This window comes from Enterococcus sp. LJL90 (genome assembly GCF_056924355.1).
Map to the genome: position 1 here is coordinate 303,163 of NZ_JBXPBQ010000003.1, position 26,374 is coordinate 329,536.

A 26,374-nucleotide genomic window follows, 5' to 3' on the forward strand; every position below is an offset into this window, starting at 1 on the left:
AGGGTGCTGGCTGTTACAAGTTTGGCTGCTGACACTTTTTTACATCCGTCCATTACTCTGCAGGAAAAATTGCGAATGCTCGTAGTGGTAATAGTTTTTAGCGAAGTCAAAGGGATCGCCATTATTGGCATAATAGATTTCTTCAATTAATAACATCGGCGAGTTTTCCGGCAGTTCTAAATGCTGGGAAATTTCGCCTTTTGTTTTGTGGACACTCAAATAACGGTCGGAAAAACCAATGTGAATGTTCAAACCATCCACCAAATATTGAAAAATCGAACCCTCAGCAATCGACTTACTCATAAAGGTCACGACACTTTTTTTATAATAGGATTCCTCCACACATAAAATTTGGCCATTAATATATTGGACTCGCTTGATTTGGTAGGCCTCATCAGCTGTGGTGCAGTGAAGATTATTCGCCACCTCTTCTGGTGCCTTGATGACTTTCACACTTAGAACCTTGGCCTGCATCTCTGCATAATCTAAGTCACCGGAAAAGCCTTGATTTTCCAAAAGAGTCAAGTAGCCAATTCGTTTTTTGCGGCGCACAAAAATGCCGCTGCCTTGGACTTGATAAATAAAGCCTCGTGATTCCAAGACTTTTAAAGTTTGTAAAATGGTGTTTTTGCTGACCTGATACTCCGTGACCAATTCACCAACGCTAGGTAATTTGGTTCCCTGCTCTAAATCCTCTTCAATAATTTTGGCTTCAATTTGCGAAGCCACTTCTTGATATTTCAACATAATTTTCGCTCCAGATATTCAGTAAATTTATTTTACCAGAAAAAAAGGTCCTTGACAAAGTGTATGGTTACATTTATATTGTACCCATACAATATAAATTGTAAAGGTATAATTTATAGATAAGGGAGTTTTTCGATTGAGTGAGAAGGTTAGAGATTACAACAAACTTGCCAAAGACATCTTAACGATTGTCGGCGCAGAAAATGTCAGCAGTGTTTCCCGCTGTGCGACTCGTTTGCGTTTGGTATTAAAAGAAAGCAGTTCCGAAATGAAAGAGCAGCTGAGTGAATTAACTGGTGTCATCACAGCTGTTGAATCCGGCGGCCAGATGCAGATTGTTATCGGCACCCATGTGGGCGAAGTCTACGATGCTTTTGTCGGACTGGGAAATATGGAAAGTCTATCCAGCGATGACGATGCGCCGAAAAGTTCGATTTTAAATCGGCTGATTGCCACGATGTCGGCGGTTTTTGCCCCGTTTATTTATGTCTTAGCAGCGGCTGGGATTTTGCAGGGGATTTTAATTTTAGTGACGTTGGCTTTTCCAGAATTTGCGGCGACTGGCACATATCAAGTCTTTAGTTTTATTTCGTGGGCGCCTTTTACCTTCTTACCGATTTTTATTGCCATTACCGCTTCTCGTCATTTCAAATCCAACATGTATATTGCGATTGCTTGTTGTGCGGCGTTGGTATCGCCAACCTGGGCAGAGATGGCCGGTTCAATTTCAGCCGGTGAAGTGATTACCTTCTTTAACATTCCGTTGTCTGAAACGGTTTATACATCATCCGTTTTACCGCCATTATTATTGGTTTGGCTCTTGTCTTATTTGGAACATTTTATTGAAAAAAGAATTCCCAATGTGGTGCGTTCTTTATTTGTCCCATTAATTTGTTTAGTTATTATGGTGCCGCTAACGATTTTAATCATCGGCCCAGTTTCAGCAGGTGCTGCAACAGCGATTGCCAATGGCTATAACTTCTTGGCAGAAACAGTGCCGGCTGTTGCCGCGGCAATTATTGGCGGTGTCTGGTCAGTCTTTGTTATTTTCGGAGTTCACTGGGGCGTGACGCCGATGGTCTTGGCTAATTTTGATATGTATGGCCGAGATTCCTTCCAAGCCTTTCAAACGATTGCCGTTATCGCTCAAGTAGGTGCGGCTTTGGCGGTCTTCTTGAAATCACGGAATAAAGAAATGAAGGGTGTGTCACTGTCAGCCTTTATCACCGGGATTTTTGGAATTACTGAACCGGCGATTTATGGGGTGACGCTGCGCTTGAAGCGGCCGTTTATTTATGGCTGTATCTCTGGGGCAATCGGGGCGATTGTTGCTAGTTTCTTCAATCCTTACTATTATGCTTATGCTGGCTTGCCTGGACCATTGACAGTTGTGAATGGAATCAATGCTGATAATCCAAGCTCATTTATCGGTATTTTAATTGGGGCGGCAATTGCGTTAATTGGACCAGTTGTTTTAGTACAACTCTTTGGTTCTGGTGAAAGTTTAGCTGACGACCAAGAACTAAATCAAGAATTAGCAGACAGCGAACATTTGATTGCTGTTGACGGCTTGAAAACGCCAGTCTTGGCTCCTTTAGCTGGTGAAGTTTTACCATTGGGTGCTGTACCTGATCCCGTCTTTTCTTCTGGTGCGATGGGGAGCGGAGTTGCAATTGAACCAAGTGACAATCAAGTCTATGCACCGTTTTCTGGTAAGGTAACGGTGGTCTTTGATTCAAAACATGCGGTCGGCTTAACCTCAAATGATGGCGTGGAACTCTTAATTCATGTGGGTTTAGATACTGTTAATTTAAAAGGGGAAGGCTTTGAGTATTTTGTGAAACAGGATCAAGAAATTCAAGCCGGTGATCTATTGTTGAGCTTTGACAGCGAAGTCATCAAAGCGGCGGGGTATCCAACCACCACGATTGTCGTGATTCCTAACAGTGCAGAGTTAGACGATGTGCTGGTAACTGAAAAAGCCAGCGTTGCAGCGAATGAGCCAATTTTAGAATTTAATTAAAAAAACTTTCAGTGGAGGCTATACAAATGGTACAAAAAGATTTTCTATGGGGCGGCGCCTTAGCTGCCCATCAATTTGAAGGTGGCTGGGATGCAGCCGGTAAGGGCCCTAGCGTGATTGATGTGATGACAGCAGGTGCCCACGGGGTGGCCCGAGAAATTACGGCCACAATTGAAGAAGATAAATTTTATCCTAACCAAGTGGCGATTGATTTTTATCATCAATATAAAACAGACATCGCTTTGTTTGCAGAAATGGGTCTGAAATGTCTGCGGACGTCAATTGCTTGGACGCGGATTTTTCCAAAGGGAGATGAAGCAGAGCCCAATGAAGCTGGCTTACAATTTTATGATGATGTTTTTGATGAGTTAATCAAAAACGGTATTGAACCAGTGATTACCTTATCTCATTTTGAAATGCCTTTACACTTAGCTAGAGAATATGGCGGCTTCCGTAACCGCCAAGTCATCGACTTCTTCGCAAAATTTGCTAAAGTTGTCTTTGAACGCTATCAAGATAAAGTAAAATATTGGATGACCTTTAACGAAATCAATAATCAAATGGATGTCAACAATCCGATTTTCCTTTGGACTAATTCTGGTGTATTGGTTGAAGAAGGCGAAAATGCCAAAGAAGTTATGTATCAAGTGGCTCATAATGAATTAGTGGCTAGTGCCAAAGCAGTGATGATTGGTAAAGAAATCAATCCAGATTTTCAAATTGGCTGTATGATTTCCCATGTACCAATTTATCCATATTCATGTAACCCGGCTGATATTATGGCCGCCGAAGAAGCCAATCGCCAACGCTTTTTCTTTGCCGATGTTCATGTCAGAGGGAAATATCCAAATTATGCTTTAAAAGAATTTGAAAGAGAAGGCTACAATTTAGACATTCGTTTAGAAGATTTAGCAGTCCTGAAAGCCGGTACAGTCGATTACGTTGGCTTTAGCTATTACATGTCTACTGTAGTCAAAGCAGACGCTGAGAATTCAGTTGATAATAATGTTGTTAACGGTGGCTTGGCAAACGGCGTTGACAATCCTTACATTCAATCAACTGACTGGGGTTGGGCGATTGATCCAGAAGGGTTGCGCTTCACCTTGAATCGTTTGTATGACCGCTACCAATTGCCATTATTCATCGTAGAAAATGGCTTTGGTGCAATTGACCAGCTAGAAGACGGTCAAGTCCATGATCCTGAACGGGTGGCTTATTTAACCAAACATATTCAAGAGCTGCAAAAAGCTGTTGATTACGATGGCGTTGAGCTTTTAGGCTATACTCCTTGGGGAATTATCGATTTAGTTTCATTTACTACTGGCGAAATGAAAAAACGCTATGGTATGATTTATGTAGATCGTGACAACGAGGGTAACGGAACAATGAAACGCTACAAAAAGGACTCATTCGACTGGTATCGTCAAGTCATCGAAAATAACGGACTATAATTTTCTGATAAGGAGAAACGAATGAGCAAAGTAATTTTTCTAGATGTTGATGGAACCTTGGTGGACTATGAAAATAATTTACCAGAATCAGCGGTGGCAGCCATTAAGCAGGCCCAAAAAAATGGCCATAAGGTGTATATTTCCACCGGCCGCAGTAAAGCTGAGATTTACGATGATATTTTAACCATCGGCTTAGATGGGATTATCGGCGGCAACGGCAGTTACGTCGAAGATGGCGGCGAAGTGGTTATGCACCAATTGATTTCAGCCGAGGATAATCGGGCTGTCGTTGATTGGTTGGACGCCCGCAACTTAGAATTTTATTTAGAAAGTAACAATGGTTTGTTTGCCAGCAAAAATTTTGCCAAGCGGGGTCAACCGGTGATTCAAGAATATAGCAAACGCAAAGGCGGTCCAGCAGATAAAGAAATGACCGTGCATGATGCGTTTCCAGACATGATTTTTGATGGAGACTTGTACCGCGACGATGTTAATAAAATTAGTTTTATCCTAGATAGCTATCAAGATCATCTAGATTCGATTGAGGCCTTTCCTAATTTAAAACCCGGCACTTGGGGTGGTAAAGGGGAAATTGCTTTGTTCGGTGATTTAGGTGTCAAAGATATTACTAAAGCCCACGCCATTGATGTTTTATTAGATCATATCGGCGCTAAACAAGAGGATACTCTGGCTTTTGGCGATGCCAAAGTTGATATCCCAATGTTAGAATACTGTGCAGTTGGTGTCGCCATGGGCAATGGCGGCGATGAAATCAAAGCGATGGCTGATTACATTACTGACTGGGTTAGTGAAGATGGGTTGGCCAATGCCTTTAAGCATTTTGGGTTGATTTAATTCGTTGAAGGGGATTGCGAGTAAACTACAAATTTAGTTGATTAGTAATAATCAATTTACAAAAAGAAGATAAGGCAAGAAAGAGCACACTTTAGCAGGTGGGCTCTTTTTTTCTTTACTTTCAAAAAAGAGACAGAACAGGCAAAGCTTATATTCAGCAATTGTTTCTAAATCCATAAAGGGATAGCACTTCTTTTTTTCTAGTTGAGGAAACTGAAGTATAGATTTCTGTTGTTGAAATATTTGAATGACCCAATAATTCTTGGATATCTCTAAGGTTTGCCCCGTTATTTAATAAGTTAGTTGCAAAGCTATGTCTAAGATAGTGGGGAGTTGACAAAGAATTAATTTGTGCCAATTTTTTATATTTATTAAATATATTTGAAATGCCATAGATGGAAATTCTTTTTCCATATTTATTTAGAAAAAAAGCTGATTCATCTTCTGTTGGGATAAAATCTACTCGATATTTTAAATAAGTATCAAAAATTTCTTTTGAGGTTTGGCTGGTTAGAAAAAGTAGCCTTTCTTTATTATTTTTCCCATGTATCAAAATATGCCCTTCATTATAGTCCTGTATATTCAAGTTGCTAACCTCACTTATTCTTAAGCCAAGATTTATCATCACTTCTAGAATTGCTTTGTCTCTAAAATTATCTCTTTTTTTTATGAAAGTTGAATTACTCGTACAATCCAATGTATTGATAAGTTTTTCTATTTCCGCATTACTAAGTGTTTTGGGAATTCTATATTCCTTTCGAATCTCAATATTTGGAAAGTCTTCTAACTGTACCTTTGTACCTTCTTGTAAGAATTTCCAAAACATTTTTAAAGTAATGATTTTTCTTTTCTTTGTACTACTTTTATATTTGGCGGTTTTCACGAGGAAGTAAGTATAATGTATGAGCGAGTTTTCAATAGATTTATCACTGCTAGCTTGATGAAATCTGTTCAATTGACTTAAGTCAAAAGTGTACGCTTTAATCGATTTCGTTGAAAGATTTTGAAGGATTTTAGATTCTAAGAAAAGTTTTATTAAATTGTTCATATAAATTTTTATTCTCCTGAATTAATTTTATCTATAAGGTATGATATAATAAAACTGAAAATAATACGCAATTATTTGGAGGTTTTTATTTGAAAAAAATTGAAACTAAAAAGGTAAAAGAATTTTATGAAGCCGTTGACTCAGTTTGGCAGCAAGATAGATGGTATGCGTACTCAAAAGAAACTATTGAGAAATTTATTGCTAAACAGCAGATTAAGAAAACGGATTTCATTTTAAATGCAGGTTCCGGTGGAAATGACTATAATTTGGCAAATAAGATGGAACATTTAGACTTAGCGGAGAATAAAATAAAACAGTTTAAACACTATACAGTTGGAAGTATTGAAAAAACTAATTACCAAAACTCCACATTTGACGTAGTAATTTGTGTTGGAAGTGTCTTAAATTATACAGATGCTCTTACTACTGTATCTGAAATCAGTAGAGTGATAAAAAAACAAGGGAAGCTGATTCTAGAATTTGAAAGTAGTTGGGGATTTGAACACATAAAAACTGAAGCATACAAAAAAGATGCTGAAATTTTAGAACTTAAATATTACGAATCTAAGCAAGCACAATGGGTATACTCTCCAGTATATGTTGCGAAACTTCTGCAAAGTAATGGATTCAAAATTATTAATAGAGAAGGGTTTCATATTCTGGGGGCGCTTCATTTTAGATTTTCTCAAAATGAAGACCAAGCAGCAAAGTTTGATAAATTTGACAATTTATTTAGTAAACTGCCTTATTTTAAGAAACATGCTGATAATGTTCTTATGGTAGCCAGTAAGTTATGATTTATTTTTAATATTCGTGAAGTAAACTGATAAAATAGGTGTAAGAATAACGGTTATAAGAGCCCCTAAGATAGTATTGACATCCCCTATCTCTATTCCAAACTTTTTTAAGACCGTATTTACTAATACCAAAAGAACAATTGCTCCCAAAAATCCCAAAATACCAGAAACTATCAATTTTTTTTTGGGTACTTTATCTTTAGATGATGGTAATAGTTTACTCGTATTTTCAGTAAGGTCTCCATTGCTTTGAATATCATAAATAGAGTATTCAATAATAATTTTAGGCTTTAGTTTTATCGTTTTTTTAATCTCATTTATATTTTTCTCTACTATTTCTTGAAAATTAGTAGTTTTATCTAAAATGTCGAAGTATTCAAACCACCTTACTGAGTAGTAATAAATACTTTGAACAATCTGTAAATAAGTTTCTTTTGAAATGCTGGAGACATTATCACCAGCATTGATATATAAACTTGCCTCAAAACTACTTTCGTAGTTATCTTGTCCAATTGGGAGCGTTTTGTATTTGCCTTCAAGCTTTCCAAAATTATCCAAATAAATAAGTTTTCTAAATAGGCGACTTTCTTTGTCTATATTTTCCCCATTATCTTTATTACTAATTTCAACTAGCCAATATGATACATCTAAAGCTATATCAACAATATATGATCTGAGTAAATTAAGATAAACTAAAAAGGCAATATTAGTACGAATCTGACTATCTATAGCAATATATTCAATTAAGATACTTTTTGAATCTTTTAAATATGTTAAGAGCGCCAATCCGCTTACCTTACCATTGTAATTTAATATGAAACCATAAATCTCAAAATCTAATATATCTTTCTTTGAAAGCATACTGGTGATTTCGTTTGAATCTGTTTTTATTTCACTAGGTGTTTCTTTATTATAAATTCTAAGTGCATCAGCATACTCTTTTGTATCTGTCTTTGTTATCCTTACAATGGAAAATTCACTCGAGTATGACTTGTTTTCCAAAATAAAAACCTCCAAATAATTGCGTATTATTTGGAGGTTTTAGTATCGTACAAAAGCCTATTAAATTGAATCTATTTATACTTTTGACTGTTAATCAGTCAACTTAAAGACAATTAACCAGCTCAAGCAAAAAAACTCGGACAAGAGGCTACATAAGTATACCATCTATCCAAGTTTTTTTGCTTTTTTATTCCAATCCGATCAAATAATCATCATCCTGCATAGCTTCAACTTCACCCAGCAAGTAGCCGTTTCCGACTTGTGAGAAAAAGTCGTGGTTACTAGTGCCGGTGGAAATGCCGTTCATAACAATCGGATTTACATCGTTGGCTGTGTCAGGGAACATCGGGTCCATCCCAAGATTCATCAAGGCTTTGTTGGCATTGTAGCGCAAGAAAGTTTTGACTTCCTCAGTCCAGCCTAATTCATCGTATAATTCTTCTGTATAGCGTTCTTCGTTTTCATATAATTCATACAACAAATCGTACATCCAATCCTTTAAGGCTTCTTGTTCGCCTTCTGGCAGCTCGTTATAGCCTAATTGGAATTTATAACCGATATAGGTGCCGTGGACAGATTCATCACGAATAATTAGTTTGATGATTTCCGCAACATTGGCTAACTTATTGTTGCCTAAATAATAGAGCGGTGTGTAAAAACCTGAGTAAAAAAGGAAAGTTTCTAAAAAGACACTGGCAACTTTTTTCTCAAGGGGTGTGCCATTTTTATAAATTTCATTGACCCGCTCGGCTTTTTTCTGCAAATAAGGATTGGTATCCGTCCAGTCAAATATTTCGTCGATTTCCTTTTTCGTATTTAAGGTTGAGAAAATCGAAGAATAACTTTTGGCGTGAACAGATTCCATAAATTGAATATTGTTTAAGACGGCTTCCTCATGAGGGGTTCTGACATCGTTTCTCAGCTGTTCCATGCCGCTCTCTGATTGGACAGTGTCTAAGAGGGTTAAACCGCCGAAAACGTGGCCGACAGTTAATTTTTCTAAGGGACTTAACGTGCGCCAGTCATCTAAATCATTGGATAAGGGGATACGGGTATCCAGCCAAAATTGTTCTGTCAATTTTTCCCAGGTGGACTTGTCAATTAAGTCTTCAATTTCATTCCAGTTAATTGCTTTATAATAAGTTTCTGCCATAATGGGGACCTCCTTCAGTCAATTGCTTAAGAAAGGAGCCTGTGACATTAGTTTTTTAACAGCTAAAATCCCGAACTATATTATATCTGCTCCCGCGGTCCAGTAGGTCCGCGGGAGCAAATTGACAATATTTAGTGGTTTTCACTAGCTGTTCTTCGTAAAGTTTGGCTTTGTTCTAACTAATGTCACAGCCTCTTCAGTTTGTTTTTGTCAAAAAGTTTAAATCACACAGCTTTCACATTGGTTGCTGCCGATTTCTTCAGCATCATCCGTAAAAGTCCGCACATAGTAAATTGATTTGACTTGCTTATTAAAAGCGTAATGACGCAAAATATTTAAATCACGGGTCGTTTGTTTGGTATTATTTTTCCATTCATATAAACCACGAGGGATGTCAGAACGCATAAACAAGGTCATGCTCATACCTTGATCGACATGCTGTTGGGCCGTAGCGTAAACATCAATCACCTTGCGCATATCCATATCATAAGCAGAGGTGTAATAAGGTAAGGTATCATTACTTAAATAAGGCGCTGGGTAATAAATTTTACCGATTTTCTTTTCCTGACGTTCTTCAATCATGCGGGTGATTGGATGAATGCTGGCGCTCGTATCATTAATATAAGAAATAGAACCATTTGGCGCTACTGCTAATCGATTTTGGTGGTACAAGCCGTCTTTTTGAACGGCTGCCTGTAAATTCTGCCAGTCTTCAGCGCTTGGGATAAAGACTCCTTCAAACAAAGCTTTGACTTTATCAGATTTTGGTTGGAATTCACCAGTTGTGTATTTATCGAAATAGCTGCCATCCGCATATTTTGATTTTTCGAAGTTGTGGAAAACTTCGCCACGTTCCTTCGCCAACTGATTACTTTCCATCAAAGTCCAGTAATTTAATAGCATAAAATAAATATTAGTGAAGTCTAAGGAATCCTCAGAGCCATAAACCATTTGATTTTTTGCGAAATAAGTATGCAGACCCATCGCACCTAAACCGATTGTATGGTTTAATTTATTGCCGTTTTGAATTGAAGGAACCGCATCAATATTGGAGGCGTCTGTGACAAACGTCAACGCTCTAGTCATCGCTCGCACAGATTTACCAAAATCTGGGCTGTCCATCAAGTTGACAATATTGGTAGAACCTAGGTTACAGCTAATATCAGTTCCCATCACGTCATATTCTTGAGCGTCGTTTAATAAAGACGGCTCTTGGACTTGTAAAATTTCAGAACAAAGATTGCTCATGATGATTTTACCAGCGACGGGATTTTGCTTATTTGCAGAATCAATATTAATGATGTAAGGATAACCGGATTCCTGCTGCAATTTAGAAATTTCATTTTCTAAATCCCGGGCCTTAATTTTAGTTTTACGGATGTTTGGATTCTTCACCATGTTGTCGTATTCAGCGGAAATATCAACGTAAGAATAAGGCACGCCGTATTCTTTTTCAACGCTGTAAGGACTGAATAAGTACATATCGGCATTTTTACGGGTCAATTCGTAAAATTTATCCGGCACTAAGACACCAAGGGATAACGTTTTGACACGGATTTTTTCATCGGCATTTTCTTTTTTCGCCGATAAAAACATTTCGATGTCCGGATGGAAGACGTTTAAGTAAACCACGCCGGCTCCTTGTCGCTGACCTAATTGATTGGAGTAGCTGAAGCTATCTTCAAATAATTTCATCACTGGTACGACACCGCTCGCTGCTCCTTCATAGCCTTTAATTGGAGCGCCGGCTTCTCGTAGATTAGACAAGGTGATGCCCACGCCGCCGCCGATTCTTGACAATTGCAAGGCTGAATTGATTGACCGACCGATACTATTCATATCGTCGGTGACTTGGATTAAGAAACAAGAAACCAATTCGCCCCGACGTTTGCGGCCGGCATTTAAAAAGGACGGTGTTGCTGGCTGATAACGCTGATGAATCATTTCATCAGCTAAGGTTAACGCCAATTCTTCATCCCCATCAGCAAAATAGAGGGCATTGAAGGCAACACGGTCTTCATAGGTTTCCAAGTATTCCGTTCCATCATTAGATTTTAAGGCATATTGGGAATAGAATTTATAGGCTGCCATAAAGGATTTAAATTGGAAATTTTGTTCCGCTAAAAATTGGTATAATTTTTCAATAAAGGCTGGTGAATATTTTGCGATAAATTCAGCCTCCAAGTAATCATTGTCAATTAAAAACTGGATTTTTTCATTCGCAGAAGCAAAGGTTCGTGTATTCGGTTCGGCATTTTCTTTGAAAAACGCCGCCAATGCTTCTTTATCTTTATTTAAAGGGATTTGTCCGTTAACGGGACGATTAATCTCATTATTTAATTTAAAATAGCTGACATCTTTAAGCTCTTTTAGACTCAAGTTCCATCACAACCTTCTGAAAATTTTGGACGTCTTCATTCGTGCCGCTAAACTCAAAGGCGAACACTAAGGGGACGTGGTAATCACGGGCAATATCTTTGGCGGTGTAGACAAATAAATCGGCAAAATTGCGATTGCCCCCGCCGGCAACGCCCAGCATCTGGCTGGCATTGTCTTTAAAATCAAGAAAGTCGTTCACTACCTCTGTCATTTCAATGTCATAGGTAGGAACAACTAATACAAAGGGCTCATTTATCTCAAAAAAAGGATTTGCTGGCTCAATTTCATAAGCGGGCAAATCCAATTTTTTTATAAAACGCCGAGTTTGACCAGTTATTGAATAGTAGACAATTTTCATCTTAGCTAGCCAATGATTTTAATTGATCAGGACGGAAACCGATAATGGCTGTGGCATCTTTAAAGGTTACCGGCACACTTTGGAAACCTTGTCCCTTTAAGAAGTCAACTGCTTCAGGTTGCAAATCGATATTGATTTCTTCAAAGTCGATCTGATTTTCACTTAAAAAACGCTTGGTCATCTTGCATTGCATGCAATTATTTTTAGAATAAATTTTCACCATTTTGAAAAACCTCCACTCATTTAATGTCATATATTAGTATAAATTCTTCTGGAAAAAAGTCAATGGAAAAACACTATATATTGTGGTGTGGATAAGTTGTGATACTAAGTTTTGTGGTTTTGCTGTTTTTTAAAGCCCCTTACATTCACGCCAATCAAGGCTTCTTCACTTTTTTCTCTGTTCAATGATTCCCTGAAAAAATTTTTTATCCACAATTTTACCCACAAGCTATGAAAATGCAGCTTAAAAAAGTAAAAAAAATCAAAAGCTGTGCACTTTTAAACTAGTAAGCGCTTTATTTAAATTAAAGTCCGCTAAAATCAAGCTTAGAATTTGTACGAAATGCACAAATTAGATTGACAAAGTGAAGAAAAAAGCATAATCTAGAAGTAATTACTGAGAACGATTCTCATTATCGGATTTTGACAGGAGTGATCAATCATGAATGCTTTATTAGATATGAAGGAAAATATTACGTGTCGCGTCAAAGAAATTCAGTTGGATGACAACACAACGCGCCATCTTAAGGAATTAGGAATTGTGCGAGGCAGTAAAATTGTCATCACAAAATTGTCAAAGGATAATGGCATCGTCCTCTCGCAAAATGCTCGACTGGCGATGAGCCAGCAAATTTTAGCCGGCATCCTAGTGGAGGAAGCACCGACAGAAGAAACTAGCCTGCATTCCTTAGACATGCTGGCAATCGGTGAGAAGGCCAAGGTCATGCGAATTTACGGCAGCGGTGCAGTCAAGCGCCGGCTGATGGATATGGGGTTAACTAGAGGCACGGAGATTCTAGTCAGAAATTTAGCTCCTTTAGGCGACCCAATCGAAATTACACTGCGGGGCTACCAATTGAGTCTACGGAAAAATGAAGCCGCCCAAGTCTTAGTCGAAAGAGAGATTGGCCAATGAGAGAGATTGCTTTAGTCGGAAATCCTAATTCTGGAAAAACAAGTCTATTTAATTTAGTAACTGGTTCCAATCAAAGAGTCGGCAATTGGCCGGGGGTAACGGTTGACCGCAAAGAAGGCTTTTGGAAGGAAAACAAAGAGATTAAAATTCAAGATTTACCGGGAATTTATTCTTTGTCACCTTATACACCAGAAGAAATCATTGCCAGAGATTATCTATTGTCCCGTCAGGCCGATGCCATTTTAAATATTGTCGATGGTACGAATTTAACCCGCAATTTGTATTTAACCACTCAGCTTTTAGAAACTGGAATTCCTGTGGTAATTGGGTTAAACATGATGGACCTAGCAGAAAAAAATGGCCAGCAAATCAATGCAGATAAATTGGCGTATGCGTTAAATACACCCGTTGTCCCAATGAGTGCCTTGAAAAACCGCGGCGTTAGTAAAGCGTTGAAAGAAGCCAGCCAAGTTGATTATCATGAAGACGGTTATCCAGTTTATAGTGATCGTTTAGAGGCGGCCTTGGGAGAAATTGCTACTATTTTAGGACAAACGGTAGCTGAGCGGCAAGCCCGTTGGTATGCAATTAAATTATTTGAACGGGATATTCGCGTAAGCCAAGAATTATCCCTCAGCCAGTTTCAAACCAAAGAAATTGAAGAAATTATTGCGATCACTGAAAAGATTTTTGATGAAGACAGTGAGTCTATTTTAATTAATGAACGCTATAGTTTTATTGAAGGCGTTGTAAAACTTTGTTACAGCGAAGAAGCCGATATCAAGGCAACCTTGAATGATCGGATTGACCGGATTGTCACCAATCGAATCTTAGCACTGCCGATTTTTGCCGGCGTGATGTGGCTAGTTTATTATTTAGCGATTCAAACGGTGGGCGCGATGGGAACGGACTGGGTCAATGAGGTTCTCTTTGGTGATTGGGTGCCCAACTATTTAGCCGTAGGTCTAGAGTCTATCAACGTAGCACCATGGCTGCAAAATTTAATTTTAGATGGTATTGTGGCTGGGGTCGGCGCTGTCTTAGGTTTTGTCCCGCAACTATTGGTTTTATTTTTCTGTTTATCAATTTTAGAAGACTGTGGTTATATGTCGCGGATTGCCTTTGTAATGGATCGGATTTTCCGCAAGTTTGGCTTATCCGGTAAGTCTTTTATTCCGATGCTTGTGGCAACTGGCTGCGGAATTCCTGGGGTTATGGCTAGCCGAACGATTGAAAATGAAAAAGATCGGCGGATGACGGTCATGCTGACTACCTTTATGCCTTGTTCAGCAAAATTACCAATTATTGCCTTGATTGCGGGAGCTTTTTTCCCAACTAGTTCTTGGGTCGCACCTTCTGCTTATTTTATCGGTATGTCGGCGATTGTCTTATCAGGAATTGCCTTGAAGAAAACCCGTTTATTTGCAGGAGATCCGGCACCTTTTATTATGGAATTGCCAGCTTATCATCTGCCGATTTTTAAAAACGTGTTGCGGCAGACCTTTGATCGTGGCTGGTCCTTTGTCAAAAAAGCCGGTACGATTATCTTTGTCTCCAGTATTTTGATTTGGTTTATGATGACCTATAATTTCCAATTGCAGGAAGTGGCAGAAGGCGATAGTATTTTAGCCAGCTTAGGCCGCGTGATTGCGCCGATTTTTGCACCATTAGGCTTTGGCAACTGGCAGGCCGCCGTTGCAACGATTTCTGGTTTAATTGCCAAAGAAAATGTGTTAGGTACTTTTGGAATTCTCTTTAGAAATATCAGCGAAGTCTCTGAAAATGGTCAAGAGGTCTGGGGAGCATTGCAGGCCGCCTATACACCGGTCGCTGCCTATGCATTTTTAGTCTTTAATCTGCTTTGTGCCCCATGTTTTGCAGCAATCGGTGCCATTCGCCGAGAAATGGGCGATTTCAAATGGACGATGATTGCAGTTGGCTATCAAACTGGTTTAGCCTATGTTGTGAGCTTGATTATTTATCAATATGGCCACATCATTTTTGAAGGCGGCAGTTTCAATCTGCTGACAGTTGTGGCAACCGGCTTATTCTTAGCTATGCTGTATCTGATTTTCCGCAAAGAAAGAAAAGCGCCTCAAGCAGTCATGAATATGGAAGACATTATTGTAGGGAGTGAAAAATAATGGCAACTTTTATCATCGCAGCCGGTATTTTCGGCTTCGCCGGATATGTCGTCTATAAAAAAATTAAAGCTCCTAGCGATTGCGGCGATTGCCATTGCGATTGTGCAGTTAAACCGCAGGAGGAAAAATAGAAACAACATAAAGCAATTAAAAATGGAAAAAAATGTGTCTGTGGCACAAGTTTTTTGACAGAACATTCCCCCAATTATATTGTTTTTGTCTCTAAGTCTAGTAAATTTAAGGGACAAAAAAATGCGGCTTTTGCGGTCTGAGGATTTCAAATCGCAAAAGCCATAATATTTAGTAAATTAGTTGAGTTTGCTAAATATTGATTGGGGAAGTTGTCTCTGTTCTAACTTGGGTCAGGGCACTTTTTTCATTTTGAAACTAGATTGTAACATTTCCTTTATTGAATCTCACAGCAAATTTTGCTAAGGTAAGACAGAATCCTTTTTTTGGATAATGAGTATGAAGGGGAACGACTGTGAAGAATTTTTTAGCTAAATTGAAAAATTATCAGATAGCAATTAGTGTGCTGGCAATTTGTTTGCTCACGCTTTTTTTCTGGTATCTCAATGAAATAAATGCTGAAGCAGTCAATACCAATGCTGCCACAGATTCCAGTCAGCAGCTCACCGATACCAACAGTGAAGCCACCACTGAAAGTACCATTGCACCCCAGTATTCAAGTGAACAAGCGGCTTTTTATCAACAACTAAAAGAAATTTTAACGAATACTGCAGCCGATATTGATGGTGAAATCGGCATTACCTATTTAGATTTAAGTACCAACAGTAAAATTTCGGTTAATGGCAGCCAAGAATTTGTCGGCGCTAGCACCACCAAGGTTCCGCTGGTCATGCTAATTAGCGACCAAGTAGTGGCAGGGAATTTACAGTGGGCCCAGTCGTTGACTTACCAAGAAAGCGACTTTGAAACCGGCACTGGTAGTATTCAAAATGATATTCAAGAAAAATATAGTATAGCCCAGCTTGCTGAGGTGGCAATTACCAATTCAGATAATATTGCAAAAAATATGTTGTATGATACATTAGGCGGCAGCGAAGCCGGGATTAATCAATGGTATCAAACGTATCTTGGCAAAAGCGGCAACAGTGAAAACCTAATTTCCTCAGATGATGCGGCCACTATTTTGGCTTATCTGTATCAAAATCAGTCCATCAATGCCGGCTACCAAACATTGATTAAAAATATGACCAACACTATCTATGATGACCGCTTAGTAACTGACACCACTAGCGGCCAAGTTGCCCATAAAATCGGTAGCAATGAAAGCTATCAACATGATATCGGCATTTTCTTTAACGATCATCCCTATATCTTAACGATTTACACCAATACTGATGATATTGATGCTGCTAGAGACTTAATCAGCAGCCTGTCAGATACCGTTTGGAATTTGACAGAGAGTGAGTATCCGGGAGAATAGGTTTAATTTAAAATTACATGAAATGTCTGAAAGATTTCCATCCTATTAGGGAAGTCTTTCAGATATTTTTTTGTCAATTTTTAACTGGCAAGATAAAAAACTAACAAAATTTTCCTTAATTTAGGATTTTCTCATTAATTCTGCGTTTAATGATTTTTTTCGATAGAAATTATTGAGGAGTCAAGCTGGTTATTTATAATCATTTTAAATAAAATCACTGAAAACGGGTTCGAAAAGCAAATTTAGTAATTTTTTTCGATAATTATTGTAAAAAACTTGATTTTAGCCTTCCGAAAACGGAAATTTTTGCTATAATATTTGTAGTTAAGAGGTAAGCGTTACCATTTCGATTACATTTGTGAACAATTGAACTTGTCATTTAATGCTTTAAAAATAAATTAAATCAAGAAACGATTAGGAGGCTGCTGGGTGATGGAGACACAATTTGCATTTATTGAAACAGAGAGTCAAGAAGCGGAATTTCAAGCAAGTTTAACCGAGCTGAAGGGTCAGCCGGGGGGACAAATGCCGGCTTTGCAGGAAGCTCAAAGAATTTATGGGTATCTGCCAATTGAAATTTTGGAACGGATTTCTGAAGAACTAGAATTTCCTTTGGAGGAACTTTACAGCACGGCGACATTTTATTCGCAATTTTCTTTTGTCCCGAAAGGAAAATACACAATCAGTGTTTGTATGGGAACTGCCTGCTATGTCAAAGGGGCAGGAGACATTATCGATTCCTATGCGACTGAGTTGAAAATTCAGCCGGGGGAAACAACTACTGACCGTAAATTCAGTTTGGAGTCTTGTCGCTGCATCGGGGCTTGTGGATTAGCGCCAGTTCTGACGGTTAATGAAGAAGTTTATGGACGTTTGACTAAGAAAAAAGCCGACAAAGTGCTAGTAACCTATCAAAAAGGTGAATAGGGGGAAGGAGCAGCTACATGGAGAATTGGACAGAGTTAAGTCAATTAAAAGACCAGTACCGGCAAAAGGTGGCCATTCGATTAGAAGATGCGCCTGAAGCAGAAAAGACGGATCATTTTGAAAAAGAAGTCTTAGTCTGTGCTGGAACAGGTTGTATTTCATCAAAAAGCGGCGAGTTTGTGACAGCTTTAAAGGAAGAGTTAGCTAAAAATGACTTGACGGATAAAGTGAATATCGTGCAAACTGGTTGTTTTGGCTTATGTGCACAGGGCCCAATCGTGATTATTTATCCTGAAGGTGTCTTTTATCATCAAGTGCAGGCTAAACACGCTAAGAAAATCGTGAGCGAGCACATTATGAAGGGCCAGCTGGTAGAAAAATTATTGTACCATGACCATCAAACGGAAGAAATTATTGACAAGTTGATGGATACACCGTTTTATCACAAACAAAAACGGGTCGCCTTAAGAAACTGCGGCCGCATTGATCCAGAAAAAATTGAAGAGTACATTGCCTTTGATGGGTATCAAGCGTTGGCTAGAGTGGTCAATGAATACAGTCAGGCAGATGTGTTAAATGTTTTAGAAAAATCCGGCTTAAGAGGACGCGGCGGTGCCGGCTTCCCAACCTTTATGAAATGGTCTTTTGCCAATAAGAGTGTCTCTGATCAGAAATATGTTATCTGTAATGCAGATGAGGGCGATCCCGGGGCATTTATGGACCGGTCAGTTTTAGAAGGTGACCCTCACGCGGTTATTGAAGCGATGGCGATTGCCGGTTATACAATCGGTGCCAATCAAGGCTATATTTATGTGCGGGCGGAATATCCAATAGCTGTAAATCGGTTGCGGATTGCCATTAAGCAAGCCCGTGAAGTTGGCGTGTTAGGTAAAAATATTTTCGGTTCAGGCTTTGATTTTGATTTAGATTTAAAACTGGGCGCCGGCGCATTTGTCTGCGGTGAGGAAACAGCTTTACTAGAAAGTATTGAAGGCCATCGGGGCGAACCTCGACCACGGCCACCGTTTCCAGCAGTCAAAGGACTCTTTGGCAAACCAACGATTGTAAATAACGTAGAGACCTATGCCAATATTCCGCAGATTATTTTGAAGGGCCCTGACTGGTTTGCCGGCATGGGGACTGAAAAATCTAAAGGAACCAAAGTATTTGCCCTCGGTGGCAAAATTCAAAATACCGGCTTGGTGGAAATTCCCATGGGGACGACCTTAAGAGAAATCGTCGAAGATATTGGTGGCGGAATTCCTGACGGCAAGAAGTTTAAAGCGGCTCAAACTGGTGGACCTTCTGGTGGTTGTATCCCAATTGAACATTATGATGTAGCAATTGATTATGATAATTTAATTGAAATTGGTTCCATGATGGGTTCTGGTGGTTTAATCGTCATGGACGAAGGCAATTGTATGGTGGATATTGCCAAATTCTTCTTAGAATTTACGGTGGAGGAAAGCTGCGGCAAATGTATTCCTTGTCGGGTCGGCACCAAACGTCTCTTAGAAATTTTAGAAAAAATCACTTTGGGCAATGGTACTTTGGCCGATTTGGATAAAATGGAAGAACTCTGCCATCACATTTCAGAAAATTCTCTCTGTGGTCTCGGTCAGACGGCACCAAATCCGGTGCTTTCCACCTTACATTATTTCAGAGAAGAATATTTAGCCCATATCGAAGAACGCCGCTGTCCAGCGGGAGTTTGTAAGAACTTGATTCGTTATGAAATTGAAGAGGATGCCTGTACCGGCTGTACAGCCTGTGCCAAGCAATGTCCGGTGGCGGCCATCTCTGGAGAAATCAAAAAACCTCATGAAATCGATCAAGCTGTCTGTATCAAGTGTGGTCTATGCTTGGATACTTGTCGGTTCCATGCCATCACAGTGAGTTAGGAAGGTGTAGTTATGAAAGAATTAACGATTAAGATTAATGGAAAAGTTTGTACTGCACCAGAAGGCTCAACGATTCTGGAGGCAGCAAGGCTCAATAATATTGAAATCCCTACCTTATGTTACTTAAAGGAAATTAATGAAATCGGAGCCTGCCGCATGTGTGTGGTGGAGGTTAAAGGGGCTCGTAATTTAGCCACTTCCTGTGTTCATCCCATTGCAGAAGGGATGGAAATCACCACCGATTCGAAAAAAGTTTTTAAATCGCGTAAAGTCAATTTAGAATTAGTGCTTTCGACCCACGAACGTAAATGTCTTTCTTGTATCCGCAGCGGCAATTGTGAATTGCAGCGCTTATGTAAAGAATTCAACGTTGACGATGAAGACTACTACAACGGTGAAAACTGCGAATATGAATTTGACGATACTGCCGTGCATATGACCCGTAATAATAATAAATGTATCTTATGCCGTCGCTGTGTGGCAGCTTGTTCAAAATGGCAGTCGGTTGGCGTAATTGGCCCTAATAGCCGTGGATTTAAGACCCATATCGGTAGTGCCTATGAACAAAGTTTAGGGGATGTACCATGTATTTCCTGCGGTCAATGTATCGTCGTTTGTCCAACTGGTGCCATTACTGAACGGGACCAAACAAAAGAAGTGTGGCAAGCCCTATCTGATCCAAGTAAATATGTTGTTGTTCAAACAGCTCCTTCAACACGGGTAACTCTCGGTGAAGCCTTCGGGATGCCGATTGGCTCAAATGTAGAAGGGAAAATGGTCGCAGCATTGCGGCGTCTTGGTTTTGATAACGTCTTTGACACTAACGTAGCAGCTGACTTTACGATTATGGAAGAAGCAACCGAATTTTTAGAACGGGTTAAAAATGATGGCCCATTCCCGATGTTTACCTCCTGTTCTCCAGGTTGGGTAAAATATTGTGAATCCTACCATCCAGAATTAATTCCAAATCTTTCCAGTTGTAAATCACCGCAGCAGATGTTTGGTGCAATTGTTAAGACTTGGTATTCGGAAAAAATTAATGTCCATCCAAAAGATATTTTTGTGGTGGGAATTATGCCATGTACCGCCAAGAAATTTGAAGTAACCCGAGAAGATGAAGCAGCAGCTGGCTATCAAGATGTTGATGTGGCTTTAACAACCCGGGAATTAGCAAGAATGATTGATAAAGCTGGGATTCGCTTTACTGAATTAGAAGACGAAGCTTTTGATAATCCATTAGGCGATGCGACCGGTGCTGGTTATATCTTTGGAGCAACCGGCGGTGTAATGGAAGCAGCCTTGCGGACAGCCAGCGATATCTTATCTGGCGGCGAAGCGAAGACGGTTGACTTTGGTGAAGTTCGCGGCATGAGTGGCATCAAAGAAGCGACTTATGAAATGAGCGGCAATACGATTAAAGTTGCGGTGGCTTCCGGTATCAGCAATGCCAAAAAAGTTATTGAAAAAATTGAATCCGGTGAAGAATTCTATCACTTTGTGGAAATCATGGGTTGTCCTGGTGGCTGTATTAATGGTGGCGGACAGCCAGTTCAGCCAGCATCTGTCCGCAACTTTGTTGACTTAAAAGCTAAGCGGGCGGCAGGTCTTTACGCTGAAGACAAAGATCGTGGTCTGCGTAAATCCCACGAAAATCCAATTCTTCAGCATATTTATAAGGAATATATCGGTGAACCTGGCGGCTTGAAGGCCCATCACATGTTGCATACCACTTATCGTGATCGCGTTCACGCTGCGAACCAAAAGTAAACCAATGAAAAAGGCGCCGCCTGTGGCGACGCCTTTTCTATTTAGTTTTAATGGGAAGCTAGCGGTAAATTGCCTAAAGCTTTTTTCAGCAACGGAATGATGATAGTTGCAATCACGCCGCCCGCTAAAGCTGTAAATAATTGTGGGAATGAAAAAGCGGCAGATACAACTGCTGATTGTGGTGCTGGAATGGCTAAGACAACTGGTACGACTAATTGCACTACGGAGAGATACAAGAAGCCAAATTTTGCAGCTGCGGCTACGATGGTCGCCGCAATGCTGAAGCCAAATTGATTTTTCTTACCGGCAATCAAGTGCCAAATCAGTACTAAGACAGCATTTCCTAGAGCCACGCATAAAGTAATTTGCCAAAAGACGGGCCCAATCCCGAAGATTCTAGCGAAAAATGGTGAGACGATTGCAATCGTTAAGCCGCTGGATAAGCCTCCGAGGGAAACAGCTACGATTAAAATCAGGTTGACTAAAGTTCCGGTGACAAATTGATTGCCAAGGGCCGAAGTTAGTCCTTGAACCGCTACTAGCATCGCTAGTAAAACGGCGGTTTGAGTAATCCAATGAGCTTTTCTGTTCATAATTGTTGGCGTTAAACGCCTGTCACATCCTTCCAAATTTTGTTAGGGGTAATGCAGGTTTAATAATGTGAATAATTACACAAATCCCCTTAAAAGCATTTTACCAGAACTTGGAAGCGTTTTTAAGAGAAATTTCAAAAAAAGTAACATTTTTTAGGTTATAAGTTAAAAAAAGTAAAATAATTAATCAAGACTCTGCTGTTTTTAAGATAACGAAGTCGGAGTAAAATTCGTAAAACCCCTTTTCTAAAATAGTAAAAAGGAGTATCATAAACACAAGGGTTATTCTTAAAAGAATGGATTATTTTGTTAGGTTTTAAAAAATGTAAAGGGTTGCTAATAAATTCTTTATATTAAATTATTGATAGACAAGGAAGGATTGATAACATGACACTAGCGAAAATCGTTTATGCAAGTGCAACAGGCAACACAGAAGGAATCTCAGAAATTTTGGAAGATGCATTTGAAGAGTTAGGAATTGACGTTGAACGCTTAGAAGCTGACGATGCCGATGACGAAACTTTTGAAGATGCAGACATCTGCGTCATTGCAACTTACACAGATGGTGATGGCGAGCGTCCGTTTGACTTTGAGGACTTCTATGAAGAATTACCTGATTTAGATTTATCAGGCAAAGTTTACGGAGTTGTCGGCAGCGGAGACAGCGAATTATATCCAGATTATTTCTGTTTTGCAGCGATTGATTTCGACAAAGCCTTTGCCAACACTGGTGCCACGAAAGGCCATGATGTTGTAAAAATTGAAAATGATGCTGACGACGATGACGAAAAAGTCTTGAAGGCTTTCGTTCAAGCGTTGGTGGATGCACAAGCTTAGTTTGGTTCACATTTGAGGAAACATGGGGCTCAGGAATTTTTAATATCTGAACAGGCCATCGTTTCCTCTTTTATAATTGTTGTTGTAAACGTTAACATCGCCCCTGTTAGAGATGTGAGAGTAAGGGAACATCAGGACGTTTACGGTTGTTACTCTCGGATTTTTTGTTCAGATAATCACACGCTATCTGAACTCGTAGGTTGACGCATACGAAACAGGAAATTATTTAGTAGAAGGGTGATCAAATGAAAATGATGAAAACTATGGATGGGAATACTGCAGCAGCATATATTTCATATGCTTTTACTGAAGTGGCAGCCATCTATCCCATTACTCCTAGCTCCACAATGGCAGAAGTAGTTGACGAATGGGCTGAGCAGGGGCGCAAAAATATTTTTGACGAACCGGTTCAAGTCGTCGAAATGCAATCAGAAGCAGGTGCGGCCGGCACATTACACGGCTCAGTTAAAACGGGTGTTCTAACCAGCACTTATACAGCTTCACAAGGTTTACTGTTGATGATTCCTAATATGTTCAAAATCGCCGGTGAGTTATTGCCGACAGTTTTCCACGTAGCAGCTCGGGCCGTTTCCACAAACGCCCTGAGTATCTTCGGTGACCACAGTGACGTGATGGCAGCTCGCCAAACTGGTTTTTGTATGTTAGCTGAAAATGGCGTCCAAGAAGTAATGGACTTGTCAGCAGTTGCTCATTTAGCCAGTATTGAAGGTAGCCTACCGTTTATGAACTTCTTTGACGGGTTTAGAACCAGTCACGAATTGCAAAAAATTGAAGCGCTGGATTATGATGATTTGAAGGGCTTAGTCAATCAAGAAGCGCTGGAAAAATTCCGCAAACGGGGGATGAATCCAAATCATCCTGATGTTTCTGGTACTGCACAAAACCCTGATTTACATTTCCAACAAAGGGAAACAGTTAATAAATTCTACGATGAAATGCCAGCAATTGTTCAAAAATACATGGGCAAAATCAATGAACTTCGAGGCACAAATTATGATTTGATGAATTATTATGGCGATCCTGAGGCAACGGAAGTAATTATTTCCATGGGTTCAGCTTCACCGACAATTCAACAAACAGTTGACTACTTAAATGCCCAGGGCCGTAAAGTTGGTCACATTGATGTGCATTTGTACCGTCCTTTCCCGGCAGACCATCTATTAGAAAAATTACCAAAAACAGTTGAAAAAGTGGCTGTATTGGACCGGACTAAAGAGCCAGGATCTGATGGCGAACCATTATTATTAGATGTTCAAAGTGTTTTATATCGTCATGAAAATCGGCCAATCGTTATCGGTGGTCGCTATGGTATTGCTTCAAAAGATGTGACACCAGATCAAATTGTTGCAGTCTATGACCATTTAGTATTACCAGTTAATGAATTAAAACCGCGGTTCACCATCGGGATTGTCGATGATGTGACGCATTTATCATTACCAGTAACAGAAATTTTAGATTTGACGCCAGACACGACTTTCCAAGCGAAATTCTGGGGCTTAGGTTCCGATGGTACAGTTGGCGCCAACAAACAAGCTATCAAAATTATCGGGAATAACACAGATCAATATGCGCAAGCTTATTTTGCCTATGATTCTAAAAAATCAGGCGGTCTAACAGTTTCCCATTTACGCTTTGGGAAAGATCCAATCCGCTCAACTTATAATGTTGAGGCAGCCGATTTTGTTGGTTGCCACAATGCAGCCTATCTGCATAAATATGATTTGCTGAAGGGCTTAAAAGATGGCGGTATCTTCTTCTTAAACACTGTTTGGGATGAAGATCGTGTGCGTCGTCTATTACCTAAAGCGATTAAAGAGTACATTGTTAATCACAATATTAATTTTTATATTGTCAACGCAATGGATATCGCTCAAAAAGCTGGCTTGGGACGCAGAATCAATACCGTCATGTCAACAGCCTTCTTTGAAGTGACCGATATCATGGATCGAGAAACCTTTGTTCCATTATTGAAGGCTGAAATTGAAGCAGCCTACGGTAAAAAATCGAAAGTCATTGTGGAAAGAAACTGGCAAGCGGTTGATGAAACCTTCGATGCTTTGCACAAAGTTGAACTGACAGCGGCAGATTTGGAAAATAATGCGCCTGACTTTGAAACAGTTGATGAAAATCGACCAGCTTATGTCCGCAATATTTTAGACCCGGTGAATCGCCAAGAAGGCAATTCATTATCTGTTGGCGACTTAATGCGCAACGGCATGTTAGGCGGCACGATGCCAATGGGAACTGCGGCGTATGAAAAACGCGGTATTGCACTAGAAGTACCAGAATGGCTTCCAGAAACTTGTACGATGTGTAATGAATGTGCCTTTATTTGTCCGCACGCTGCCATTCGTCCATTCTTAGCAGATGACGGAGAAATGGCCCAAGCACCAGAAGGCTTTATTACCCGGGATATGAAGGGACCAGATGGCTTTAAATATCGGATTCAAGTTTCCTTAGAAGATTGTACAGGCTGTGGCTTGTGTGTTGAAGCTTGTCCGGCAAAAGGCAAAGCTTTGGTAATGGAACCTTATGATGATCAAAAGGCTGAAGCAGTTAATTGGGCGTTTGCCATGACCTTGAAACAAAAAGCTAATCCTGTGAAGAAATTCTCAGTTAAAGGTTCACAGTTTGAACAACCACTATTAGAATTCTCTGGTGCCTGCTCAGGTTGTGGGGAAACACCTTACGTTAAATTGTTAACGCAGTTGTATGGCGACCGGATGATGATTGCCAATACTACCGGCTGTTCCTCTATCTGGGGTGCTTCTTCTCCAGCTACGCCTTACACGGTTAATGAAGAAGGCAAAGGACCTGCTTGGAGTAATTCATTATTTGAAGACAATGCTGAGTACGGCTACGGTATGTATGTGGCTAACCTAGCTAAACGCAGTCGTCTAGCTAATAAGATTTCAGCAGCCGTTAAAGCGGATGTTGGTTCAGATGATACCAAAGCACAGCTGAAGGATTGGTTAGAGCATAAAGATGATGGCGAAGGCACGCAACAACGAGCTGCCAAACTAGCCGCTGTTTTAGCGGATGAAACCGAAGCGAACCTAGTGAGTATTCTAGCAGACAAGGATATGTTTGCTAAACCGAGCCAATGGATTATCGGTGGTGATGGTTGGGCTTACGATATCGGCTTTAGCGGCATCGATCATGTACTGTCAACGGGTGCTGATGTCAATATCTTTGTTATGGATAATGAAGTCTATGCCAACACTGGTGGTCAAATGTCGAAAGCAACGCCACCATCTGCGATTGCTAAGTTTGCTGCCGGCGGTAAGAAAACTAAGAAGAAAGATCTTGGTATGATGGCGATGACGTATCGGGATGTCTATGTGGCATCTGTGGCGATTGAAGCTAATCCAGCTCAAACAATCAAAGCCATTGCCGAAGCGGAAAGCTACCCTGGACCTTCTTTAATCATCGGTTATACTCCTTGTATTAATCATGGTATTAAAGGCGGTATGGGTAAATCGATTGAAGAATCAGTTAAGGCCGTTGAATCCGGCTACTGGCCATTGTATCGCTTTGACCCTCGTCAAGCAGATAAAGGCAAGAATCCAATGAAGATTGACTTCAAGAAAACCGACTTCTCTAAGATGAATGACTTCTTGGAAGGTCAAACTCGCTTCTCTGCTTTGTACAATATCAAAGATGAACAAGAAGTAGATGAAATGCTAGATACAACCGTCGAGGACATGGAAGCTCGGCAGGAACAATATGTTGATTTAGCGGATACAAAGAAATAGGAAACTAAGAAGAGCGCTGCAGCTGTGT

Annotated in this window: 21 protein-coding genes; 13 read left to right on the plus strand and 8 right to left on the minus strand. The window is 39.9% G+C overall.

From position 1 onward, the window contains the following. Nucleotides 1-39: 39 nt before the first annotated feature. Nucleotides 40-747 carry a GntR family transcriptional regulator gene (locus AC1Z3S_RS09625; protein ID WP_461740194.1) on the minus strand — a complete coding sequence of 236 codons (708 nt, stop codon included), beginning with the start codon at nt 745-747 and terminating at the stop codon, nt 40-42. A 136-nt stretch (nt 748-883) separates the two neighbouring features. Between AC1Z3S_RS09625 and AC1Z3S_RS09630 the strand changes: the two genes are divergently transcribed. From AC1Z3S_RS09630 to AC1Z3S_RS09640, 3 genes are read left to right on the plus strand one after another with little or no spacing between them, the layout of a single operon-like run. Next, a complete protein-coding gene (locus AC1Z3S_RS09630; protein ID WP_461740195.1) occupies nt 884-2,770 on the plus strand; it encodes a beta-glucoside-specific PTS transporter subunit IIABC in 1,887 nt (628 codons plus the stop codon). A gap of 26 nt (nt 2,771-2,796) precedes the next feature. Beyond that, nucleotides 2,797-4,221 (plus strand): 6-phospho-beta-glucosidase, encoded by a 1,425-nt coding sequence (locus AC1Z3S_RS09635; protein ID WP_461740196.1) that lies wholly within the window; start codon nt 2,797-2,799, stop codon nt 4,219-4,221. 21 nt (nt 4,222-4,242) lie between these two features. Further along, entirely contained in the window at nt 4,243-5,076 is an 834-nt protein-coding gene (locus AC1Z3S_RS09640) for a Cof-type HAD-IIB family hydrolase (RefSeq protein ID WP_461740197.1), read from the plus strand. Between the two features lie 154 nt (nt 5,077-5,230). Here AC1Z3S_RS09640 and AC1Z3S_RS09645 read toward each other — a convergent pair whose 3' ends face one another. After that, nucleotides 5,231-6,124 (minus strand): tyrosine-type recombinase/integrase, encoded by an 894-nt coding sequence (locus AC1Z3S_RS09645; protein WP_461740198.1) that lies wholly within the window; start codon nt 6,122-6,124, stop codon nt 5,231-5,233. Between the two features lie 89 nt (nt 6,125-6,213). Here AC1Z3S_RS09645 and AC1Z3S_RS09650 point away from each other — a divergent pair, with 89 nt between their 5' ends. Next, nucleotides 6,214-6,921: a methyltransferase domain-containing protein gene (locus tag AC1Z3S_RS09650; protein ID WP_461740199.1), complete on the plus strand. Its 708-nt coding sequence runs from the start codon at nt 6,214-6,216 to the stop codon at nt 6,919-6,921. On the opposite strand, the gene AC1Z3S_RS09655 is transcribed toward AC1Z3S_RS09650, so the two are convergent. From AC1Z3S_RS09655 to nrdH, 5 genes are all read right to left on the minus strand, one after another. Further along, nucleotides 6,916-7,923, minus strand: coding sequence for a hypothetical protein (locus AC1Z3S_RS09655; RefSeq protein WP_461740200.1), 1,008 nt, complete (start codon nt 7,921-7,923; stop codon nt 6,916-6,918). The genes AC1Z3S_RS09650 and AC1Z3S_RS09655 overlap by 6 nt on opposite strands. Nucleotides 7,924-8,110: 187 nt before the next feature. Then, nucleotides 8,111-9,076 (minus strand): class 1b ribonucleoside-diphosphate reductase subunit beta, encoded by a 966-nt coding sequence (gene nrdF, locus AC1Z3S_RS09660; protein ID WP_265458254.1) that lies wholly within the window; start codon nt 9,074-9,076, stop codon nt 8,111-8,113. A 219-nt stretch (nt 9,077-9,295) separates the two neighbouring features. Beyond that, nucleotides 9,296-11,455: a class 1b ribonucleoside-diphosphate reductase subunit alpha gene (nrdE, locus tag AC1Z3S_RS09665; protein ID WP_461740201.1), complete on the minus strand. Its 2,160-nt coding sequence runs from the start codon at nt 11,453-11,455 to the stop codon at nt 9,296-9,298. Continuing rightward, the gene (nrdI, locus tag AC1Z3S_RS09670; RefSeq protein WP_461736294.1) at nt 11,436-11,813 is read right to left on the minus strand and encodes a class Ib ribonucleoside-diphosphate reductase assembly flavoprotein NrdI; all 378 of its coding nucleotides are present in this window, start codon (nt 11,811-11,813) and stop codon (nt 11,436-11,438) included. Before nrdI ends, nrdE begins: the two co-directional genes overlap by 20 nt. Nucleotide 11,814: 1 nt before the next feature. Next, the gene (gene nrdH, locus AC1Z3S_RS09675; RefSeq protein WP_461736295.1) at nt 11,815-12,036 is read right to left on the minus strand and encodes a glutaredoxin-like protein NrdH; all 222 of its coding nucleotides are present in this window, start codon (nt 12,034-12,036) and stop codon (nt 11,815-11,817) included. Between the two features lie 441 nt (nt 12,037-12,477). On the opposite strand from nrdH, the gene AC1Z3S_RS09680 reads away from it, so the two are divergent. The 7 genes from AC1Z3S_RS09680 (at nt 12,478) to AC1Z3S_RS09710 (ending at nt 21,140) form a co-directional block, all read left to right on the plus strand. After that, nucleotides 12,478-12,951, plus strand: a complete 474-nt coding sequence (locus tag AC1Z3S_RS09680; protein ID WP_461740202.1) for a ferrous iron transport protein A — start codon at nt 12,478-12,480, stop codon at nt 12,949-12,951. Further along, a complete protein-coding gene (feoB, locus tag AC1Z3S_RS09685) occupies nt 12,948-15,095 on the plus strand; it encodes a ferrous iron transport protein B (RefSeq protein ID WP_461740203.1) in 2,148 nt (715 codons plus the stop codon). The genes AC1Z3S_RS09680 and feoB overlap by 4 nt, the downstream gene beginning before the upstream one ends. Next, entirely contained in the window at nt 15,095-15,226 is a 132-nt protein-coding gene (locus AC1Z3S_RS09690; protein WP_461740204.1) for a FeoB-associated Cys-rich membrane protein, read from the plus strand. The genes feoB and AC1Z3S_RS09690 overlap by 1 nt, the downstream gene beginning before the upstream one ends. Before the next feature lie 353 nt (nt 15,227-15,579). Beyond that, nucleotides 15,580-16,545 carry a serine hydrolase gene (locus tag AC1Z3S_RS09695; protein ID WP_461740205.1) on the plus strand — a complete coding sequence of 322 codons (966 nt, stop codon included), beginning with the start codon at nt 15,580-15,582 and terminating at the stop codon, nt 16,543-16,545. A gap of 432 nt (nt 16,546-16,977) precedes the next feature. After that, complete coding sequence (locus AC1Z3S_RS09700; RefSeq protein WP_265458751.1) at nt 16,978-17,472, plus strand: NADH-quinone oxidoreductase subunit NuoE family protein; 495 nt, start codon at nt 16,978-16,980, stop codon at nt 17,470-17,472. A gap of 17 nt (nt 17,473-17,489) precedes the next feature. After that, the gene (locus AC1Z3S_RS09705; protein ID WP_461736304.1) at nt 17,490-19,373 is read left to right on the plus strand and encodes an NADH-ubiquinone oxidoreductase-F iron-sulfur binding region domain-containing protein; all 1,884 of its coding nucleotides are present in this window, start codon (nt 17,490-17,492) and stop codon (nt 19,371-19,373) included. A gap of 12 nt (nt 19,374-19,385) precedes the next feature. After that, nucleotides 19,386-21,140 carry an NADH-dependent [FeFe] hydrogenase, group A6 gene (locus tag AC1Z3S_RS09710; RefSeq protein ID WP_461736305.1) on the plus strand — a complete coding sequence of 585 codons (1,755 nt, stop codon included), beginning with the start codon at nt 19,386-19,388 and terminating at the stop codon, nt 21,138-21,140. A 47-nt stretch (nt 21,141-21,187) separates the two neighbouring features. Here the strand turns inward: AC1Z3S_RS09710 and AC1Z3S_RS09715 are convergent, their stop codons facing one another. Next, the gene (locus AC1Z3S_RS09715; RefSeq protein ID WP_461736307.1) at nt 21,188-21,733 is read right to left on the minus strand and encodes an ECF transporter S component; all 546 of its coding nucleotides are present in this window, start codon (nt 21,731-21,733) and stop codon (nt 21,188-21,190) included. A 387-nt stretch (nt 21,734-22,120) separates the two neighbouring features. Between AC1Z3S_RS09715 and AC1Z3S_RS09720 the strand changes: the two genes are divergently transcribed. Both AC1Z3S_RS09720 and nifJ read left to right on the plus strand, forming a co-directional pair. Further along, on the plus strand, nt 22,121-22,570 hold the full coding sequence (locus tag AC1Z3S_RS09720; protein WP_461736309.1) for a flavodoxin: 450 nt from the start codon (nt 22,121-22,123) through the stop codon (nt 22,568-22,570). A gap of 245 nt (nt 22,571-22,815) precedes the next feature. After that, nucleotides 22,816-26,346 carry a pyruvate:ferredoxin (flavodoxin) oxidoreductase gene (gene nifJ, locus AC1Z3S_RS09725; protein WP_461740206.1) on the plus strand — a complete coding sequence of 1,177 codons (3,531 nt, stop codon included), beginning with the start codon at nt 22,816-22,818 and terminating at the stop codon, nt 26,344-26,346. Nucleotides 26,347-26,374: the final 28 nt, after the last annotated feature.

Excerpts from the sequence above, each read along its gene's own strand:
- nifJ (WP_461740206.1), top strand. The coding sequence starts at position 22,816 with ATGAAAATGATGAAAACTATGGATGGGAATACTGCAGCAGCATATATT.
- AC1Z3S_RS09640 (WP_461740197.1), top strand. The coding sequence starts at position 4,243 with ATGAGCAAAGTAATTTTTCTAGATGTTGATGGAACCTTGGTGGACTAT.
- AC1Z3S_RS09645 (WP_461740198.1), bottom strand. The coding sequence starts at position 6,124 with ATGAACAATTTAATAAAACTTTTCTTAGAATCTAAAATCCTTCAAAAT.
- AC1Z3S_RS09715 (WP_461736307.1), bottom strand. The coding sequence starts at position 21,733 with ATGAACAGAAAAGCTCATTGGATTACTCAAACCGCCGTTTTACTAGCG.
- AC1Z3S_RS09720 (WP_461736309.1), top strand. The coding sequence starts at position 22,121 with ATGACACTAGCGAAAATCGTTTATGCAAGTGCAACAGGCAACACAGAA.
- nrdH (WP_461736295.1), bottom strand. The coding sequence starts at position 12,036 with ATGGTGAAAATTTATTCTAAAAATAATTGCATGCAATGCAAGATGACC.
- AC1Z3S_RS09710 (WP_461736305.1), top strand. The coding sequence starts at position 19,386 with ATGAAAGAATTAACGATTAAGATTAATGGAAAAGTTTGTACTGCACCA.
- AC1Z3S_RS09690 (WP_461740204.1), top strand. The coding sequence starts at position 15,095 with ATGGCAACTTTTATCATCGCAGCCGGTATTTTCGGCTTCGCCGGATAT.
- nrdF (WP_265458254.1), bottom strand. The coding sequence starts at position 9,076 with ATGGCAGAAACTTATTATAAAGCAATTAACTGGAATGAAATTGAAGAC.
- AC1Z3S_RS09625 (WP_461740194.1), bottom strand. The coding sequence starts at position 747 with ATGTTGAAATATCAAGAAGTGGCTTCGCAAATTGAAGCCAAAATTATT.
- AC1Z3S_RS09705 (WP_461736304.1), top strand. The coding sequence starts at position 17,490 with ATGGAGAATTGGACAGAGTTAAGTCAATTAAAAGACCAGTACCGGCAA.
- AC1Z3S_RS09700 (WP_265458751.1), top strand. The coding sequence starts at position 16,978 with ATGGAGACACAATTTGCATTTATTGAAACAGAGAGTCAAGAAGCGGAA.
- feoB (WP_461740203.1), top strand. The coding sequence starts at position 12,948 with ATGAGAGAGATTGCTTTAGTCGGAAATCCTAATTCTGGAAAAACAAGT.
- AC1Z3S_RS09680 (WP_461740202.1), top strand. The coding sequence starts at position 12,478 with ATGAATGCTTTATTAGATATGAAGGAAAATATTACGTGTCGCGTCAAA.
- AC1Z3S_RS09635 (WP_461740196.1), top strand. The coding sequence starts at position 2,797 with ATGGTACAAAAAGATTTTCTATGGGGCGGCGCCTTAGCTGCCCATCAA.
- nrdI (WP_461736294.1), bottom strand. The coding sequence starts at position 11,813 with ATGAAAATTGTCTACTATTCAATAACTGGTCAAACTCGGCGTTTTATA.